The organism is Brevibacterium sp. K72 (assembly GCF_050562175.1).
GTDB lineage: Bacteria > Actinomycetota > Actinomycetes > Actinomycetales > Brevibacteriaceae > Brevibacterium > Brevibacterium casei.
Genome location: NZ_CP191582.1, coordinates 817,041 through 831,836 on the forward strand (window position 1 = coordinate 817,041; position 14,796 = coordinate 831,836).

Consider the following 14,796-nt stretch of genomic DNA (forward strand, 5'->3'; position numbering starts at 1 on the left):
TCTGCGCCGAGGCTACTCCTCGGTGGGCGAGGTCACAGCATGAATTCCGCTGGACGGAATCGGTCGATGGCGCAGGCACGCGCCCTCGCCGATCGCTGGTCGTTCCGTACAGGTTGACGGCGTCGGACGCTGTCCATGGTGACCAGGAACGATCGCTCCGCCGAGGTGGGGGCGGGCGCGGCGCGGGCGGCTCAGTCGGCCGGGGGTGGGCTCTCCGGCACGAGCTCGAGTCCGGCGAGGTCCGCGCAGGCGCGCCGCACGAGGTCGATCGAGCGCTCCGAGGTCAGCGCCGTCGTGCGCACCGCCGGCGCGCTCAGAGCCACAGCGTCGCGCGGAGGCAGTCCGCTGCTGTGCGGAACCGCGATGCCGACAGCGCTGATGTCGGACTCCGTCTGCCGCAGATTGAGCGCGAAGCCCTGAGCTCGCACCTCGTCCATCTCGGCCAGGAGGCGCTCGAGGTCGCTGCCGGCGAGGCGCTCACCGGGTGAGCGCCCGCCGGCGTAGAGGGCGCGGATCGACACGTCGTCGAGAGCGGCGAGCAGTGCTTTGCCCCCTGAGGTCAGCCGCGCCGGGAGGACGGTGCCGGTGCGCTCCCCCACCCGCAGACGCTGGCGGGATTCGACGGTCGTGAGGAAGACGACGCTCACTCCGCGACGGCGCAGGAGGGAGACGGTCTCTCCGGTGTCGGCGCTGAGCTGGGCGAGGATCTCGAGGACCGGGCCGGGCACCGACTGTGTGCCCTGGGTCTCCGCGACGCCGAGGGCGGGTCCGGGCCGGTACTGCCTGGCGGGCCCGCGGGTGACGAATCCCCGGTAGAGCAGCGTTGAGAGCAGGCGGTGCGCACTCGAAGGCGCCACCCCGAGGTACGCGGCGACGTCCTGGACGCGCACGCCCTCCTGCGGGTGGCGGCGGAGGAGGTCGATGAGCAGCAGGGCATTGTCGACGGACTCGATGGCATGGTCAGGACGTTTGACGATGCTGAAATGCTGCGGCATGACCCCCACGGTAGCCTGTCCTCCGGATTCCGCAGAGCAGAATATACTCGTGATCGGCTTCACACCCTCCCTACGGTGTCCCCCATGACCGAGACCACCTCCTCACAGGCCCCGGCGCGCAGCGAAGCGCGCCGCTGGGCGGCAGTCGTCATCTGCTGGCTGCTCATCGTCATGGACGGCTACGACCTCATCGTCTACGGTGCCGTCCAGAACTCTCTCATCGAGACCACCGACTGGGGACTCACCCCCGCCTCGGCGGGCACCCTCGGCTCGCTCGCGTTCCTCGGGATGATGATCGGCGCCGTCGTCGCCGGCCGTCTCGCCGATGCGATCGGGCGCCGCCGGACCATCCTGCTCTGCGTCATCGTCTTCGGCGTGGCCACGGTCGCCTGCGCCCTGGCACCGAACCCCGGCGTCTTCGGGGCGCTGCGCCTCATCGCCGGCCTCGGCCTCGGCGGACTCGTGCCCTCGGCGAACGCGCTCACCGCCGAGCTCGTTCCCCCACGCTGGCGCGGCTCGATGGCGACCCTGATGATGTCCGGGGTGCCGATCGGCGGAACGATCGCCGCGCTCACCGGACTCTGGCTCATCCCCGCCTTCGGGTGGCCGGCGATGTTCTGGATCACCGCGGTCTCCTTCATCCTTCTCGCCGTCGCCTGGAAGGTGCTGCCGGAGACGGGTGCGCCCCGTGCCGCGTCCGGCAGCGACCCGGGGCAGGCGGACGTTGAGGCCGGAGACCGCGGAGCGCCGCGGACCGGCTTCTCCACGATCCTGTCCACGCCGTGGCTGAGCTTCTCGATCCTCTTCGCACTCACGACCCTCTTCACCCTCTTCGCGTGGTACGGCCTCGGCACGCAGCTGCCGAAGATCATGCGCGACTCCGGCGCCGATCTCGGACCCGCCCTGGCCTTCACGATCGCCCTCAACCTCGGCGCGGTCGTCGGTTCGGTGCTCACGGCATGGGCGGGCGACCGGTTCGGAATCCTGCCGACGGCGACGGTCGCCGCAGCGGTCGCCGGCATCGCCCTCGTCGCACTCATGAGCGGGACGACCGCGACGCTCGCGATCTACGTCGCCCTCGTCCTCGCGGGCATCGGCACCCACGGCACGCAGTCGCTCATCGTCGGGGCCATCGCCTCGCACTACCCGGCACACCTGCGCGGCACGGCCCTGGGCTGGGCGCTCGGCGTCGGGCGCATCGGTGCGGTGCTCGCGCCGCAGGTCTCGGGCATCCTCCTCGGAATCAACGGGGTCGACCCGTCGATGAGCTTCCTCCTCTTCGGAGGGGCGGCACTGGCTTCGGCCCTTGTCCTCGCCACCCTCACGGTTCTCAGTCGCCGCCGGCGGACCGTCGACGGCGAACAGGCCGCCGTGGAACCGGTCGCGCCCTGAGAGTATGCATCACACCTCGCGCGAACCGCCTTCGCGAGGAGGATCCGGTACGGCGTGGGGCTCGATGTCGAACCGGATCCTCCTGCCGGAGGCCGCCCCAGAGGCCCTACGCGGGCACGAGGTGGCGGTCCTCATCGATCTCTGCGAGCGACTTCTTCGCCATGCTGCGAGCGAGGAAGAGCACAGGGACGCCGGCGACGACGACGATGACCGTCGCGTAGATCGCGGGTGCCAGGGTGAGACCGGTCGAGGACATCAGCCACGTGGCGACGAGCGGTGAGAGTCCGCCGAAGAGGACGGTGGCGACGTTGTAGCCGATGGCCATGCCCGAGAAGCGGCTCGTGCCGGTGAACTGCTCGGGGATCATCGCCGCGGCCACGGCGCTCCACCCGGCGGCGGGGATCGCGAGGAATGCGGCGCCGCCGATCGCGATCGACGCCGAGTCGTTGCTCAGGAGCACATAGGCGGGGATCGTCGTGAAGATGAAGACGACCATGAGGCCGGCAAGGGAGACCTTCCGCCCGAACCGGTCGGAGGCGAGCCCGAAGAACGGCGTGACGACGATGGCGACGACTGCGGCCACGGTGCCCAGCGCCAGCGAACCCGAGTTCGGGACCTGGGCGACCTCTTCGACGTAGGTGGGCACATAGGTGATGTTGAGGAAGTAGCTCACCGACCCGATCGAGGAGATGAGAAAGGCGACGATGATCGCCCGGGGCTGTTCGAGGATCGCGGTGATGAGCGGCGAGCGCTTGAGGACGACATCGGTCTTCTCCGCCTTCTGCAGGCGCTTGAACGTGTCGGTCTCGACCATCATCCGGCGCAGCGGAACCATGAGCGCGGCGAGGACGGCACCGAGGACGAAGAGCACCCTCCACCCCCACGACTCCATCGCCTCGGTCGAGAGCGTATTGGCCAGCAGGGCACCCGAACCGACGGCGAGCAGGGCGCCGACCTCGCTGTTCGCCGCAGCCCAGCTCGCAGCGAGTCCGCGCTTGCCCGGCTTCGCCGACTCCATGAGGAAGACCATGATCCCCGTGTACTCGGCACCGACGGAGAACCCGGAGAGGCAGCGGAAGAAGACGAGGCCGACCCCGGCCCAGATCCCGATCGTGTTGTAATCGGGCATGATCGCGATGCCGAGCATGGACACGGCCATGAGCACCGCGGAGACGACGAGTGCGTGTTTGCGTCCGACCCGATCGCCGAGGTGGCCGAAGACCATGGCCCCGAGCGGCCGGAAGAGGAATCCGGCGGCGCCGACGCCGAGGGTGAGCAGCAGCGAATCGGCCTGCCCGCCGAAGAACTCCTTCGTCAGCGTCGTCGCGACATAGAAGAAGATCGAGAAGTCATACCATTCGACGACGGTGCCGAAGGCGGCGACGAGCATCGAGCGGCGGCGTCCCCTCTCCTTCTCGGCAGAGTCTGCCCCTGCCTGGGTGCGGGGGCGTGATTCGGGTTCGAACTCGGACATCGTCGGTTCCGTTCGCTCGCAGTGAAGGGGTCCGTCAGGGGCCTCTCAGGTGATCCGCGCTTGAGACTATCAGCTGACCCGGACACACGGGAGGCTTCAGCCGAAATTCATCGTGTCCTCCCTGGTCACACGAGTACAGACCGACGCACGCGATCAAGTCTCCCTGTCCGGCCGCCTTGACTCGCCTCCCATCGCCCCGGGAAGGGAGCCGACGGCGGACGAATCCCTGCGACCCCGCACCTGAGACGAGGGCGTCCGCCGTCGACAGCGGCTCATCGTCGGCGGCCGCGGCTCTCACCTCGATGGGGAACGAGATCCGCAGCCCGCGGCGGAGGCCGGCGCCGCACTGCCCGCCGACTCAGCGGATCTGCTCGACCGCGATGGCCGCTGCGCCGGAGATCAGACGGTCGTCGGCCTCGGCGTCCTTCTCGTCCTTCGATGAGAGGACGGAGATGATGATGGGACCGCCGTCGCCGGGCCAGACGATCCCGAGGTCGGCGCGCGAACCGTAGTATCCGGTGCCCGATTTGTCCCCGACCGTCCATTCCTCGGGCAGCTCCGCTCGGATCAGCGTGTCCCCGGTCTGCGTGGCCTTCATCCAGTCGGTCAGGGTCGTCGCCTCGTCGTCCTCGAGCGCTCCGCCGAAGACGTATTCGCGGAGGTTGCCCGCCGAGGCGCGCGGTGTGGTGGTGTCGCGGGGATCCCCGGGCTTCGCCTCGTTGAGTCCCGGTTCGGTGCGCGAGACCGTGGTTCCGGTGTCGCCGAGATCGTTCAGGCGTTCGTCGAGGGCTGCGGGCCCGCCGAGTTCGGCGAAGATGAGGTTCGCAGCACCGTTGTCGCTCTGGGTCATCGCGGCCTCGCAGAGCTCGGCGAGCGTCATCGTGCCTCCGACCTTCGTCTCGGTCACCGGCGAGTGGCTGACGATGTCGTCCTCGGAGATCGACACCCTCTTCGACAGTCCGTCAGTCCCCACCTCATCGAGCAGCGCCGCCGAGGCCATGGCCTTGATCGTCGACGCGTACGCGAACCTCTCATCGCCGCGCCAGGCGAGCTCTCGACCCGTGTCGAGGTCGACGGCGTAGACGCCGACCCTGGCATCGAAGTCGTCTTCGAGCTGGGTGAAGGCGGAGTCGGCTTCGGCTGGGTCCGCCGCAGTCGGATCCCCTGTATCCGTGGGCGTCACCGATGTGGAGGATGCAGTCGGATCGGCCCCGTCCGCCGAGGTGGCCGCCCCGCCCTCCTGGCAGCCGGCGACGAGGATGAGGCCGCTCGTGCAGGCCAGCGCGGCCGCAGCCCGCAGCATCCGGGTTCGCGGTGTCAGTGATTTCGTCATCTCTCTCCTATCCGAGTAAGTCCCCTCTGCGTACGCTTCCCGAGCCTGTGCGCGCCTCGGCCGAGCACTCGGGGCAGGCACGTGATTGGGCCACCCCTGTCGACTTCTCCCCCGGTTCTCAGAACGCGCCGGCGAGGACGCCGATGCCGACAACGATGTAGGTGAGAACGACGGGGACCGCCGCGATGATGAGCGGCACGGGCCGGCCCCATCGATACCCTGCCCACGCCCACAGTCCGATGTCGACGATGAGGAGGCCTGCGACGCCGAGGTAGGACAGCGTGGTCACCCAGTCCGTCTGCGGCTCCCCCGAGCAGTGGACGATGCAGCCCGAGTAGGCGATGAGACCGAGGAAGGCGAGCATCGCGATGGGGAACGCGAACACGGCGAGGGCAGCGATCCCGAACCCGACAGCCCCGCCGACCGAGCGCGGACGACCCTTGGCATCGACAGTCATCTCCCTCCCAGCCCCGCCTCGGCACCGTCGCGTTTCGCCGGATCATCCGGCTTCCCAGCATCGTCCGCCTCCGACGGTCCGTCGCCCGACCGGCCGGGCTCGCTCCCGCCGTCGGCACCGCGGGAGACCTCGCTACCGCCGTCGGGTCCCCGAGCATTCCGACCCGCGCTCTCGCCTCCGCCGTCGGGCCGCGGGAAGCCGCCGGTCTCCGCGCGCGGACCCGCGTAGCGCATGAACTCCTGCCATGTCGGCCCCGATACAGTCTGACCATAGACGATGCGCGGCATCGACCCGCGTGAGTTCCGCCGCCAGTCGCGCATGCCCTCGGGGTCGCCCGTCCACACAGCCGTCGACAGGCCGCGGGTGAACCCGACGAGCCAGCTCGCTCCGACCTCGAAGTTCGTCGTCCCCGTCTTCGCCGCAGCCGGTGTGCCGATGCGCAGCCTCGTCGTCGTCCCGCCCTCGAAGGTCTGACTGAGCGCGTACGCGACGGTGTCGGCGATCGTCGGGTCGATCACCTCGGCGCACCCCGCGTTCCCATCACCACCGGCACCGCGGATCTCCTCGCCCTCGGAGTCGGTGACGGTGACGATCGCCTGCGGTGCGCACCGCGTCCCGTGGTTGGCGAACGCCGTGTACGCCGAGGCCATCGTCAGCGGTGAGACGGAGACCGTCCCGAGGATCGACGACGGGTAGAGGACCTGTTCGGTCCCGTTCTCCAATGTCGCCGCAGAGAGCTTCTCCCCGGTTCCCAGACGCACGCCGAGGCTCGTCGCCGTATCCCGGATCTCACACATGTTCAGCTGCGAGGCCATGTCCGCGTACGCCTTGTTCACCGACTTCTTCGTCGCCTCGAGCACGGTCATCCTGCCGTCCGCGCCGCCGGAGTCCCCGGCGTTGCGCGGGTTGTAGCCGCCGGCGGCATAGTTGCGACCGTCGCATCCCTGCGTCGAGAACCCCGTGTAGTCGGTCCCCGACCCGTTGACGGTGTCGCCGAGGCTGCGGCCGTCGGCCAGCCAGGCTGCGAGCACGAACGGTTTCCACGTCGAACCCGGCTGGAAGCCCGTGCCCCCGCCGAAGGGACTGTCGACGGCGTAGTTGACCGAGGTGCGTCCCCGCTTCTCCTCCTCGCCGAGGCTGTACTCCGTGTTCTGGGTCATCGCCCGGATCTCTCCGGTGGCGACATCGACGCTGACGAGAGCCTGCACCGCCCCGGAGGAGTCCCCGACGGGAAGCCGGTCCCGCACCGCTTCCACGGCCTTCTTCTGCAGGGCCGAGTCGATGGAGGTGCGGATCGTCAGACCGCCTCGGCGCAGGGTCTCCTTCCGTTCTTCGGGGGTGGCACCGAAGCGCTCGTCGGTGAGGACCGCGCTCTCGACGTAGGTGCAGAAGTAGGCGAGGTCACCGGCGGAGGCGCAGCCGTTGGGAGTGACGTTCGGCTTGAGGTCGAGTCCGGACTCCGCCGCCTCCTTCTGCTCGTCGGCGGTGATGTACCCGTATTCGGCCATCTTCTCAAGCACGAGGTTGCGGCGTTCGATGACCGCCTCGGGGTTCTTCTGCGGGTTGTACTCATACGGGTTGCGCACGATCCCGGCGAGCGTCGCCGCCTGGGCGATCGACAGCTCGGCGGCGTCGACGCCCCAGTACTGCCGGGCGGCGGCCTGGACGCCGTAGACGTTGGGCGATCCCGAGTAGCTGGCGATGTTGAGGTAGCGGCCCAGGATCTCGTCCTTCGTGAACGTCTTCTCCACGGTGATCGCGAGCCGCATCTCCCGCAGCTTGCGCGCCATGCCGCTCACCCCGGAGCGGTCCCTGGCCCGGTCGATGCCCTGCTCGTCCCCATCGGCCTGGCTGGCATTGATGAGGACGTTCTTCACGTACTGCTGGGTGAGCGTCGATCCGCCGTGGAGGGACCCGGTGAGGAGGTTCTTCGCGACGGCCCGGGCCACACCTTCGACGTCGACGGGACCGTGCTCGTAGAAGCGGCGGTCCTCGATCGCGAGCGTCGCATCGCGCATCGGCTGCGAGATCCTCTCGAGCGGCACCTCGTCCCGGTTCTGCCACGAGAAGGTCGCGATCGTCGTCCCGTCCTTCGTCAGCAGCGTCGACGGTTGGGCGAGTGGGCGGTCGTCGAGCTCGGCGGGCAGGGAGTCGAAGAGGTCCATTCCCGCCCCGAGGGCGGCGGCGGAGGATCCGGCCACGGGGATGGCGAGTCCGGCGGCGACGATCCCGGCGCACACGGACAGGGCGAGGAATCTCAGCAGATGTCTCATGAGTTGAGCTCCGTGAAGAATCGGTCGGCGACGGGCACTGCCGCCTCGGCGCCGAATCCCCCGTCCTCGACGAGGACGGCGACGGCGAGGTCGCCTTGGAACCCGGCGAACCACGAATGGGTGCGCGGGGGCACCGCGGTGCCGTATTCGGCGGTCCCCGTCTTCCCGTAGACCGGGTCACCGGGGACGTCGGCGAGCGCCGAGGCGGTGCCGTCGCTCACCGTCGCCCGCATCATCTCCTTGACCTCGGCCAGCCCCTTCGGATCGGGGGCGGGCACCTCGCCGGCCCGGTCCCGGCTGTCGGGGAGGACGAGGAGGGGTCGGACCGTGGACCCCTTGGCCACGGTCGCGGTCATCGTCGCGACGGCCAATGGTGTGGCGAGCACCTTGCCCTGGCCGATCATCGCCGCCGCGTGCTCGACGGGGTCGTCGACCTCGGGCACCGAGGCCATGTAGGAGTCGGTGCCGATGTCGATCTGGCCCATGCCCATGCTCAACGCCGTCTCACTCAGGGCTGCCGCGGTGACGTCGGGGGCCGAGTTGACGAAGGCCGTGTTGCACGACTGGGCGAAGCTCTCTGAGAAGTCGACCGTGCCGAGCACGTGGTCCTCAGCGTTCTTGAACCGCTTGCCGTTGACGCTCGTCGTCTTCGGGCAGTCGAGGGCGGTGCCGGGAGTGATCCCGGAGTCGACCATCGCCGCCCCGGAGACGATCTTGAACACGGACCCGGGCGGGTACTGGCCGGTCAGGGCCCGGTCCCACGCGGCCCCTGCGGGGTCGGAGTTCGCCACGGCGAGGACATGGCCGTCGCTCGGGCGGATCGCGACGATCGCGCTCGGCTTCGTCGCCGTGGCCGCCGCTTCCTCGGCGGCGGTCTGGACGGCGACGTCGAGCGTCGTCGTCACGTCCTTCCCGGAAGTCCCGTCGACCGTGTACAGCGTCGCCGGGCCCTCACCGGATCCGCCGCCCGCAGCACCCGAAGCAGCATCCTCGGCAAGGATCCGCAGCCCGGGGCCCGGCCGCAGCGTGCCGTCGTAGAGCATCTGGATTCCGCTGCGCCCGACGTAGGAGTCAGAGGTGAGGCTCTCGGGTTCGGCGGCGATCTCGTCGGGTTCGGCACGTCCGGCCGAGCCGAGCGTCGCCGCGGCGAAGCCCTTCGTCCGCGCGAGCGGCTGCGTGCGGGAGCGGAAGACGGTGCCCGGCAGCTCAAGGATCGCGCCTTTGACGAGCTCGTAGTCGTCCTTGCGGAGCGTGATGACAGGGACGAACGCGTCCGGATCGGCCTTCTCGACGCGTTCGGCGAGCTCCTTCGGATCGATATCGAGCGACTTCTCCAGCTGTGCGAGTGTCGCCTTCTCATCCGTGAGCCTGCTCGGCTGGAGGCCGACGTCGATGACCTCGCCCTCGGCCACGAGGACGGCGTCGTCGGCACCGAGGATCCGCCCGCGCTCACCGGCCGTGCGTTCGGCAGTGAGGATCTCACCGTCACCGAGGTCGGGGTGGACGAGGCGGGGATCGAACTCGGCCGTCCACAGTGCCCCGGACCGCCGGAGGGGGACGTCGACGGAGTAGGACCAGTCACCCGCCGCCGAGGCGAACTCCCAGTCCCAGCGCAGCGTCGCCGTCGCGGTGCCGCCGGCCGAGTCGACGCCGTCGACGGTGACACGGCGTGTGCCCTGTCCCGCCTCGGCGAGGTCGGTGACGATCCCGGCGAGGTCGTCCCCGTCGTCCGGGTTCGTCCATGCCTGTGAGCGCAGCTGACCGGAGGTGAGGTCGGCGGCGATCTGCCTCGCGGCGACCGAGGGGAGGACGGGGAGGGCGCGCAGCGCGAGGACGCCGACTCCGACGAGCACGAGCACGACGACGACACCGATGATCCTTCGTGTCAGGGGCTTCATGGTGCTATCGTTGGCACCCATCCTGAGCATGTCCAATATCACATGGAGTTCGCATCATGCTGATTCTGATATACACCCAGGTGGAGACCGGTCGGTGAACCTCCTCAAGAGCCTCGAGATGTTCCGTGCCGTCGCCGAGCACGAGAGCTTCACGCGGGCTGCCGACGAACTCTCGCTCGCACAGCCGCCGATCTCCCGTGGGGTCGCCGACCTCGAGAGGCACCTCGGGGTGCGCCTCTTCGACCGCAGCCGTCGCCGCATCCGACTCACCGCCGCCGGCAGGGCGGTGCTGCCCGACGTCCTCGAGATACTGCGCCGCATCGACGGCCTCGCCGAGGTGGCCGGGCGTCGCGAGGAGGGCACCCTCATCGGCGTGCACGGGCGCCTCGACCCCGCGGTCCTCGTCTCGGCGACGAAGGAGCTGCGCCTCGGCGGGGCCGTGCCGCGGTTCGTCCCCGCCGAATCGGCGGCCCTCGACGATCTCATCGAGTCCGGGGAGATCGACGCGGGACTCGACGTCCGCGGGCTCGGTCCTCCCCGGCCGACGCAGCGTCGACGGCAGTCGAGTGACCTCGTCGTCGACCTCGTCGCCGCCTCGACCCGATTCACAGGCTCCGAGGGAGCGATGAGCGCCGCCGACCTGCGCGGGATGCCGCCTGGCATGGGCTTCGGACGGGCCTCGGAGCGGGAGACGATCATGATCCTCCCCGAGGATGCCGGCCTCCTCCACGATTCGGGTCTGCTCACCCCGCTCGTCGCCCGCGGCATCCACCTCGGCCAGTTCGTCGTCGCCGACACCGAATTCGACGCCGTCACCCATGTCTTCGCCCACGGCTCGGTGCTCCTGTGCCCAGCGATGACCGCGCGCACCCACTCCCTGCCCTACCGCGGTCTGCGCGACGTCGACCTCGCCCGCCGGGTCGAGGTCGTCGGCTCCGGCAGCCTCGATCTCCTCGACGCGATGGAGTCGCCGCTCATCCTCACGGCGATCGCCCGGATCCTCGGGGCCCGCTCCCATGAGACCCGCAGCGTCGCTCACCAGGGCCGCTATGCGGATGAAAGGCTGTTCGGACCGTCATGAGCGAGACCGTCATCGACGAGATCAACGGGGTGTGGACGAGCCTCGGCGCGCAGGGTTTCCTCTTCGCCGAGGACCTCGAGACCCACCGTTCGGTCGGCATCCGGGAGTCCGCGCGCATCCCGCTCGCCTCGGTCGGCAAGGTCGCGATCGTCGCAGGCCTCCTCGATGCCGCCGCCGACGGCGTCCTCGACCTCACGCGGCGCGTCGTCGTCGACCCGACGACCGCGACCCCGGGCGGGACGGGGATCTCCGGACTGTACGATCCCGTCGAGATGAGCCTGCGCGACCTCGCCGCGATGGCATTATCGGTCAGCGACAATGCCGCCGCGGACACGCTCTTCGCCCTCGTCGGGCCCGAGAGGATCACCGCTCTGCTCCACCGCTTCGGGATCCGCTCGTTCGACGTCGTCGCCCCGATGTCCCACCTCTACGATGTCCTCGCCGAGGTGGCCGGTGGTGACGAGGCCCGTGCCCTGGCCGTCGCCGTCGCCGATGCCCGCTCGGGTCGCGTGCCCCAGCTGCCGGATTCGGCGTTCAACACCGGCACCGTGCGTGCCACCGCGCGCCTCTTCGAGCTCATCCACACAGGCCGTCTGCTCGGGGCCGAGAACTCCGCGGTGCTGCGCGACCTCCTGCGCAGGCAGATCTTCCGGCACCGGATCGCTGCGGGCTTCCCCATGGATGCCGTCAGCTACTACGGGAAGACCGGGACGTTCCTCAACTTCCGGCACGAGGCCGGGGTCATCGTCGACAGCGACGGCACGGCGTATTCGATCGCGATCTTCACCCGCTCGACGATCGCGACGTTCTCCCAGCCCGAACTCGACGCCTCGATCGGCTACTGCGCCCGGCTCGCGATCGAGCACCTGCGCTCGCTGCGCTGAGCGAAACCGATCGAGCCAGGGCCCCTCACTCCTCGTCGACGACGGTGTATTCGAGGACGGGACGCCCCGCGGACCCATAGCGGGGACGGCGATCGAGGAGGCCGGCGTCGGCCATGGCCTCGAGGTAGCGGCGGGCGGTCACCCGCGAGACACCGAGACTCTCGGCCACCTCGGCGGCGGACTGACCGGGGGTCTGCGTGAGCACCCCTCTCACCTCGTCCTGGACACCGTCGGGAACCCCCTTCGGCGTCGCGGTGACGGTGTGCGTGCGCAGGGCGGCGATCGCGGTGTCGACCTCGTTCTGGGTCACCTCGCCCTCCGGGCAGTCGGCCCCGAGGCGGAACCGGTACGACGAGTACGCTTCGAGCTTCGACTTGAAGACGGGGAACGTGAAGGGCTTGATGATGTACTGCGCGACGCCGTAGGAGAGGGCCTCCTGGACGATCTGCATGTCCCGGGCCGCGGTCACGGCGATGATGTCGACGTCGACCCGCTGACCGCGGATGGCACGGCAGACCTGGAGTCCGTGGCCGTCGGGGAGGTTCATGTCGAGGAGGACGAGGTCGATCCCGTCGGGGTCGAGGCCGAGGATCTTGCCCGTGAGCGCCGCCATCGCCTGGGTGGCGTTCTTCGCGACCCCGGCGACGTGGTAGCCCTCGAGGCGCTCGATGTACTTTGCGTGAGCACGGGCGGCGACGGCCTCGTCCTCGACGACGAGCACACCGATGCTCGCATCAGGCTGGGTGGTCTCGGGCATGCCGTCAGTCTAATCTCCGCACCGCGCCTGCGGGCTGGGCACGTGTTCCAGGCTCGACACATGCCGTGAGCCGCCGGGTCCTGCCTCAGCCGCGGTCGGGCAGCCACACGGTGAGGACGGCACCGGTGAAGTCGTCGCCGTCCTCACCGCGGCCCTGGACGTCGATGGCCCCGCCGAGGCGGCGGATGGCCTGGATGACGAGCGAGAGTCCGACCCCTCGGGTGCCCGTCTGCCTGCGTCCGTGCCCGCTGTCGGTGGTCACCCCGTCGTGCTTCGTCGACCAGCCGCGTTCGAAGATCGCGTCGAGGTCCTCCTCGGCGATGCCGGGACCGTCGTCGCTGACCTCGATCGTGAATCCTGCCGCTCCCCCCGCGCCGCTGAGGTGGACGTGGACCCGCTTGTTCTCCGGGAGGACGTCCTGCCTGCTCAGCGCGTCGAAGGCGTTGTCGACGAGGTTGCCGAGGATCGTCGCGAGATCCCGGTCGTCCCCGCCGAGGCGGCTCGTGAGTCCCGCGGTGTCGACCGTCATCTCGATGCCCGCCTCGGCGGCCTGGGCGACCTTGGACAGGAGCAGGGCCGAGAGCACGGGATGGTCGAAGCTCATGTGACCATCGCCGGTGACCCAGCTGAGGTCGTCGAGGTCCTTGGCCGCGAAGTCGATGGCCTCGTCGACGTGACCGGTCTCGAGGAGGGAGATGACCATGTGGAGGCGGTTGGCGTACTCATGGGTCTGAGCGCGCAGCGAATCGGAGAACGAGCGGACGGAGACGAGTTCGCCGGTGAGCTCCGCAAGCTCGGTGTGGTCGCGCATCGTCACGACCCACGTGTCCGCACCCTCCTCGGTGGGCTGCTGGTTGACGACGAGGACACGCTCGTCGGTGTAGTGGATCTCGTCGCGCGCCCACCGGCCCGAGGAGAGGAGTTCGGAGAGGGCTTCGGGCAGGGCGAGCTCGGCGAGCGGGATCCCGCCCTCCGGGGTCGTCGCCGCCACCGCATCGGGCGGGGCGGAATCGCCGCCGAGGTGCGGGGACTTCTCTCCGTCCCCGGCGCCGACGTGCGCGTCCTCGCCGAGGCGCTGCTCGGCACTGCCGACGCTCTGCTCGTCCCCACCACGGATCTGCTCGTCGCCTCCGGCACCGACCGCCGCCGGCGCCGGCTCCCGCTTCGACCCCGTGCTCGGGAGACCGAGCAGCTCCCTGGCCTGGGCGTTGATGAGGACGATGCCCATCGACCGGTCGATGAGGATGAGTCCTTCGGAGACGGCTTTGAGCACGGAGGAGTAGAACTCGATCATGCTCCGCAGCTCGTTCGCACCGTAGTCCCCGGTGACCCTGCGCAGACCGCGGGACGTCACCCATGAGGCGCCGATGCCGAGGAGAAGCGTGGCGATGGCGATGCCGATGAGCCATTTGCTCTGCGCGAGGAAGCCCGCACGCACGGAGTCAGCGGAGTTGCCGACGACGACCGCCCCGACGACTGTGCCCGGGCCGACCTCGTCGAGGCCGAGCTGCTGGGCGAAGACCGGGGTGACGACGTACATCGTGCCTCCGCCCTCACCGCCGTCGTCGACGAAGCGGACATCCGACCGGCCGCTGAGCACCCGGGTCGTATTCACCGAGGCGGCGAGCTGGTCGAGCGAGTCGACGGGGATGTCGCCGGAGGAGGCGGTGACGAGGTTCTCCGCAAGGTCCGCCCGCCGGTTCGCGGACCCGAGCGAGGGCGGAGTGCGCAGATAGTCGATGGGCACGACGGCGGCGATGTCGAAGTCGTATTCGCTGACGACAGTGCGCAGCATCGTCTGCAGCTTCTCGTGCGAGGAGGGGGCGAGGAATTCGTCGCGCGCGTTCGTCTCGTCGGCTTCGACGACGCCGAGGGACAGCGAGATGGTGTCCGCGGCGGACCGCAGCAGGTCCTGTTCGCGCTTGGTGTTGAGCTGCGAGAGCTGGAGGTAGAGCAGGCTCGTCGTGAGCACCATGATGCCGATGAGCATGACCGAGTTCGCGAACATGATCCGCCCGGCCACGCCGTAGCGGACCCGGCGGCTCAGCCGGACGACGGGCCCGACGAGCGCGCGGGAGAGCGCCGGGCGGGGGGTCGTCGCAGCCTCGGTCATGGCCCCATTGTGTCACCTGGACCCGCCGAGGCGGTCGGGCGCGGGCCGTCGTCGTCCCGCCTCAGCGGGTCAGGCAGGGGCTCGGCGGGCGCGGGACGAGACCGCGACTCAGCGGGCGCGACTGCGGGCCGACACGAGG

Annotated in this window: 11 protein-coding genes; 3 read left to right on the forward strand and 8 right to left on the reverse strand. The window is 69.7% G+C overall.

The annotated features are described in order from the left end of the window. Positions 1–191 precede the first annotated feature (191 nt). Positions 192–995 (reverse strand): IclR family transcriptional regulator, encoded by an 804-nt coding sequence (locus ACQ1RG_RS03605; protein WP_063249511.1) that lies wholly within the window; start codon positions 993–995, stop codon positions 192–194. 84 nt (positions 996–1,079) lie between these two features. On the opposite strand from ACQ1RG_RS03605, the gene ACQ1RG_RS03610 reads away from it, so the two are divergent. After that, positions 1,080–2,387 carry an MFS transporter gene (locus tag ACQ1RG_RS03610; protein WP_259823608.1) on the forward strand — a complete coding sequence of 436 codons (1,308 nt, stop codon included), beginning with the start codon at positions 1,080–1,082 and terminating at the stop codon, positions 2,385–2,387. 106 nt (positions 2,388–2,493) lie between these two features. Here ACQ1RG_RS03610 and ACQ1RG_RS03615 read toward each other — a convergent pair whose 3' ends face one another. The 5 genes from ACQ1RG_RS03615 to ACQ1RG_RS03635 form a co-directional block, all read right to left on the reverse strand. Next, positions 2,494–3,861: an MFS transporter gene (locus tag ACQ1RG_RS03615; RefSeq protein ID WP_131248260.1), complete on the reverse strand. Its 1,368-nt coding sequence runs from the start codon at positions 3,859–3,861 to the stop codon at positions 2,494–2,496. Between the two features lie 358 nt (positions 3,862–4,219). Continuing rightward, positions 4,220–5,194: a class A beta-lactamase gene (bla, locus tag ACQ1RG_RS03620; protein WP_009376618.1), complete on the reverse strand. Its 975-nt coding sequence runs from the start codon at positions 5,192–5,194 to the stop codon at positions 4,220–4,222. Positions 5,195–5,312: 118 nt separating this feature from the next. Then, complete coding sequence (locus ACQ1RG_RS03625) at positions 5,313–5,651, reverse strand: hypothetical protein (protein ID WP_009376619.1); 339 nt, start codon at positions 5,649–5,651, stop codon at positions 5,313–5,315. Further along, positions 5,648–7,924: a transglycosylase domain-containing protein gene (locus ACQ1RG_RS03630; protein WP_280559284.1), complete on the reverse strand. Its 2,277-nt coding sequence runs from the start codon at positions 7,922–7,924 to the stop codon at positions 5,648–5,650. The genes ACQ1RG_RS03625 and ACQ1RG_RS03630 overlap by 4 nt, the downstream gene beginning before the upstream one ends. Next, the gene (locus tag ACQ1RG_RS03635) at positions 7,921–9,822 is read right to left on the reverse strand and encodes a penicillin-binding transpeptidase domain-containing protein (protein ID WP_430600520.1); all 1,902 of its coding nucleotides are present in this window, start codon (positions 9,820–9,822) and stop codon (positions 7,921–7,923) included. The genes ACQ1RG_RS03630 and ACQ1RG_RS03635 overlap by 4 nt, the downstream gene beginning before the upstream one ends. A gap of 94 nt (positions 9,823–9,916) precedes the next feature. On the opposite strand from ACQ1RG_RS03635, the gene ACQ1RG_RS03640 reads away from it, so the two are divergent. Next, entirely contained in the window at positions 9,917–10,903 is a 987-nt protein-coding gene (locus tag ACQ1RG_RS03640; protein WP_259823606.1) for a LysR family transcriptional regulator, read from the forward strand. Further along, complete coding sequence (locus tag ACQ1RG_RS03645; RefSeq protein ID WP_259823604.1) at positions 10,900–11,787, forward strand: serine hydrolase; 888 nt, start codon at positions 10,900–10,902, stop codon at positions 11,785–11,787. Before ACQ1RG_RS03640 ends, ACQ1RG_RS03645 begins: the two co-directional genes overlap by 4 nt. A gap of 25 nt (positions 11,788–11,812) precedes the next feature. Here ACQ1RG_RS03645 and ACQ1RG_RS03650 read toward each other — a convergent pair whose 3' ends face one another. Together ACQ1RG_RS03650 and ACQ1RG_RS03655 are read right to left on the reverse strand one after the other, a co-directional pair. Continuing rightward, positions 11,813–12,544, reverse strand: coding sequence for a response regulator (locus ACQ1RG_RS03650; RefSeq protein WP_009376624.1), 732 nt, complete (start codon positions 12,542–12,544; stop codon positions 11,813–11,815). A gap of 85 nt (positions 12,545–12,629) precedes the next feature. After that, positions 12,630–14,657 (reverse strand): sensor histidine kinase, encoded by a 2,028-nt coding sequence (locus tag ACQ1RG_RS03655; protein ID WP_430600523.1) that lies wholly within the window; start codon positions 14,655–14,657, stop codon positions 12,630–12,632. Between the last annotated feature and the right edge of the window lie 139 nt (positions 14,658–14,796).

Coding starts and splice junctions, on each gene's coding strand:
- ACQ1RG_RS03605 (WP_063249511.1), bottom strand. CDS start 995: ATGCCGCAGCATTTCAGCATCGTCAAACGTCCTGACCATGCCATCGAG.
- ACQ1RG_RS03610 (WP_259823608.1), top strand. CDS start 1,080: ATGACCGAGACCACCTCCTCACAGGCCCCGGCGCGCAGCGAAGCGCGC.
- ACQ1RG_RS03615 (WP_131248260.1), bottom strand. CDS start 3,861: ATGTCCGAGTTCGAACCCGAATCACGCCCCCGCACCCAGGCAGGGGCA.
- bla (WP_009376618.1), bottom strand. CDS start 5,194: ATGACGAAATCACTGACACCGCGAACCCGGATGCTGCGGGCTGCGGCC.
- ACQ1RG_RS03625 (WP_009376619.1), bottom strand. CDS start 5,651: ATGACTGTCGATGCCAAGGGTCGTCCGCGCTCGGTCGGCGGGGCTGTC.
- ACQ1RG_RS03630 (WP_280559284.1), bottom strand. CDS start 7,924: ATGAGACATCTGCTGAGATTCCTCGCCCTGTCCGTGTGCGCCGGGATC.
- ACQ1RG_RS03635 (WP_430600520.1), bottom strand. CDS start 9,822: ATGAAGCCCCTGACACGAAGGATCATCGGTGTCGTCGTCGTGCTCGTG.
- ACQ1RG_RS03645 (WP_259823604.1), top strand. CDS start 10,900: ATGAGCGAGACCGTCATCGACGAGATCAACGGGGTGTGGACGAGCCTC.
- ACQ1RG_RS03650 (WP_009376624.1), bottom strand. CDS start 12,544: ATGCCCGAGACCACCCAGCCTGATGCGAGCATCGGTGTGCTCGTCGTC.
- ACQ1RG_RS03655 (WP_430600523.1), bottom strand. CDS start 14,657: ATGACCGAGGCTGCGACGACCCCCCGCCCGGCGCTCTCCCGCGCGCTC.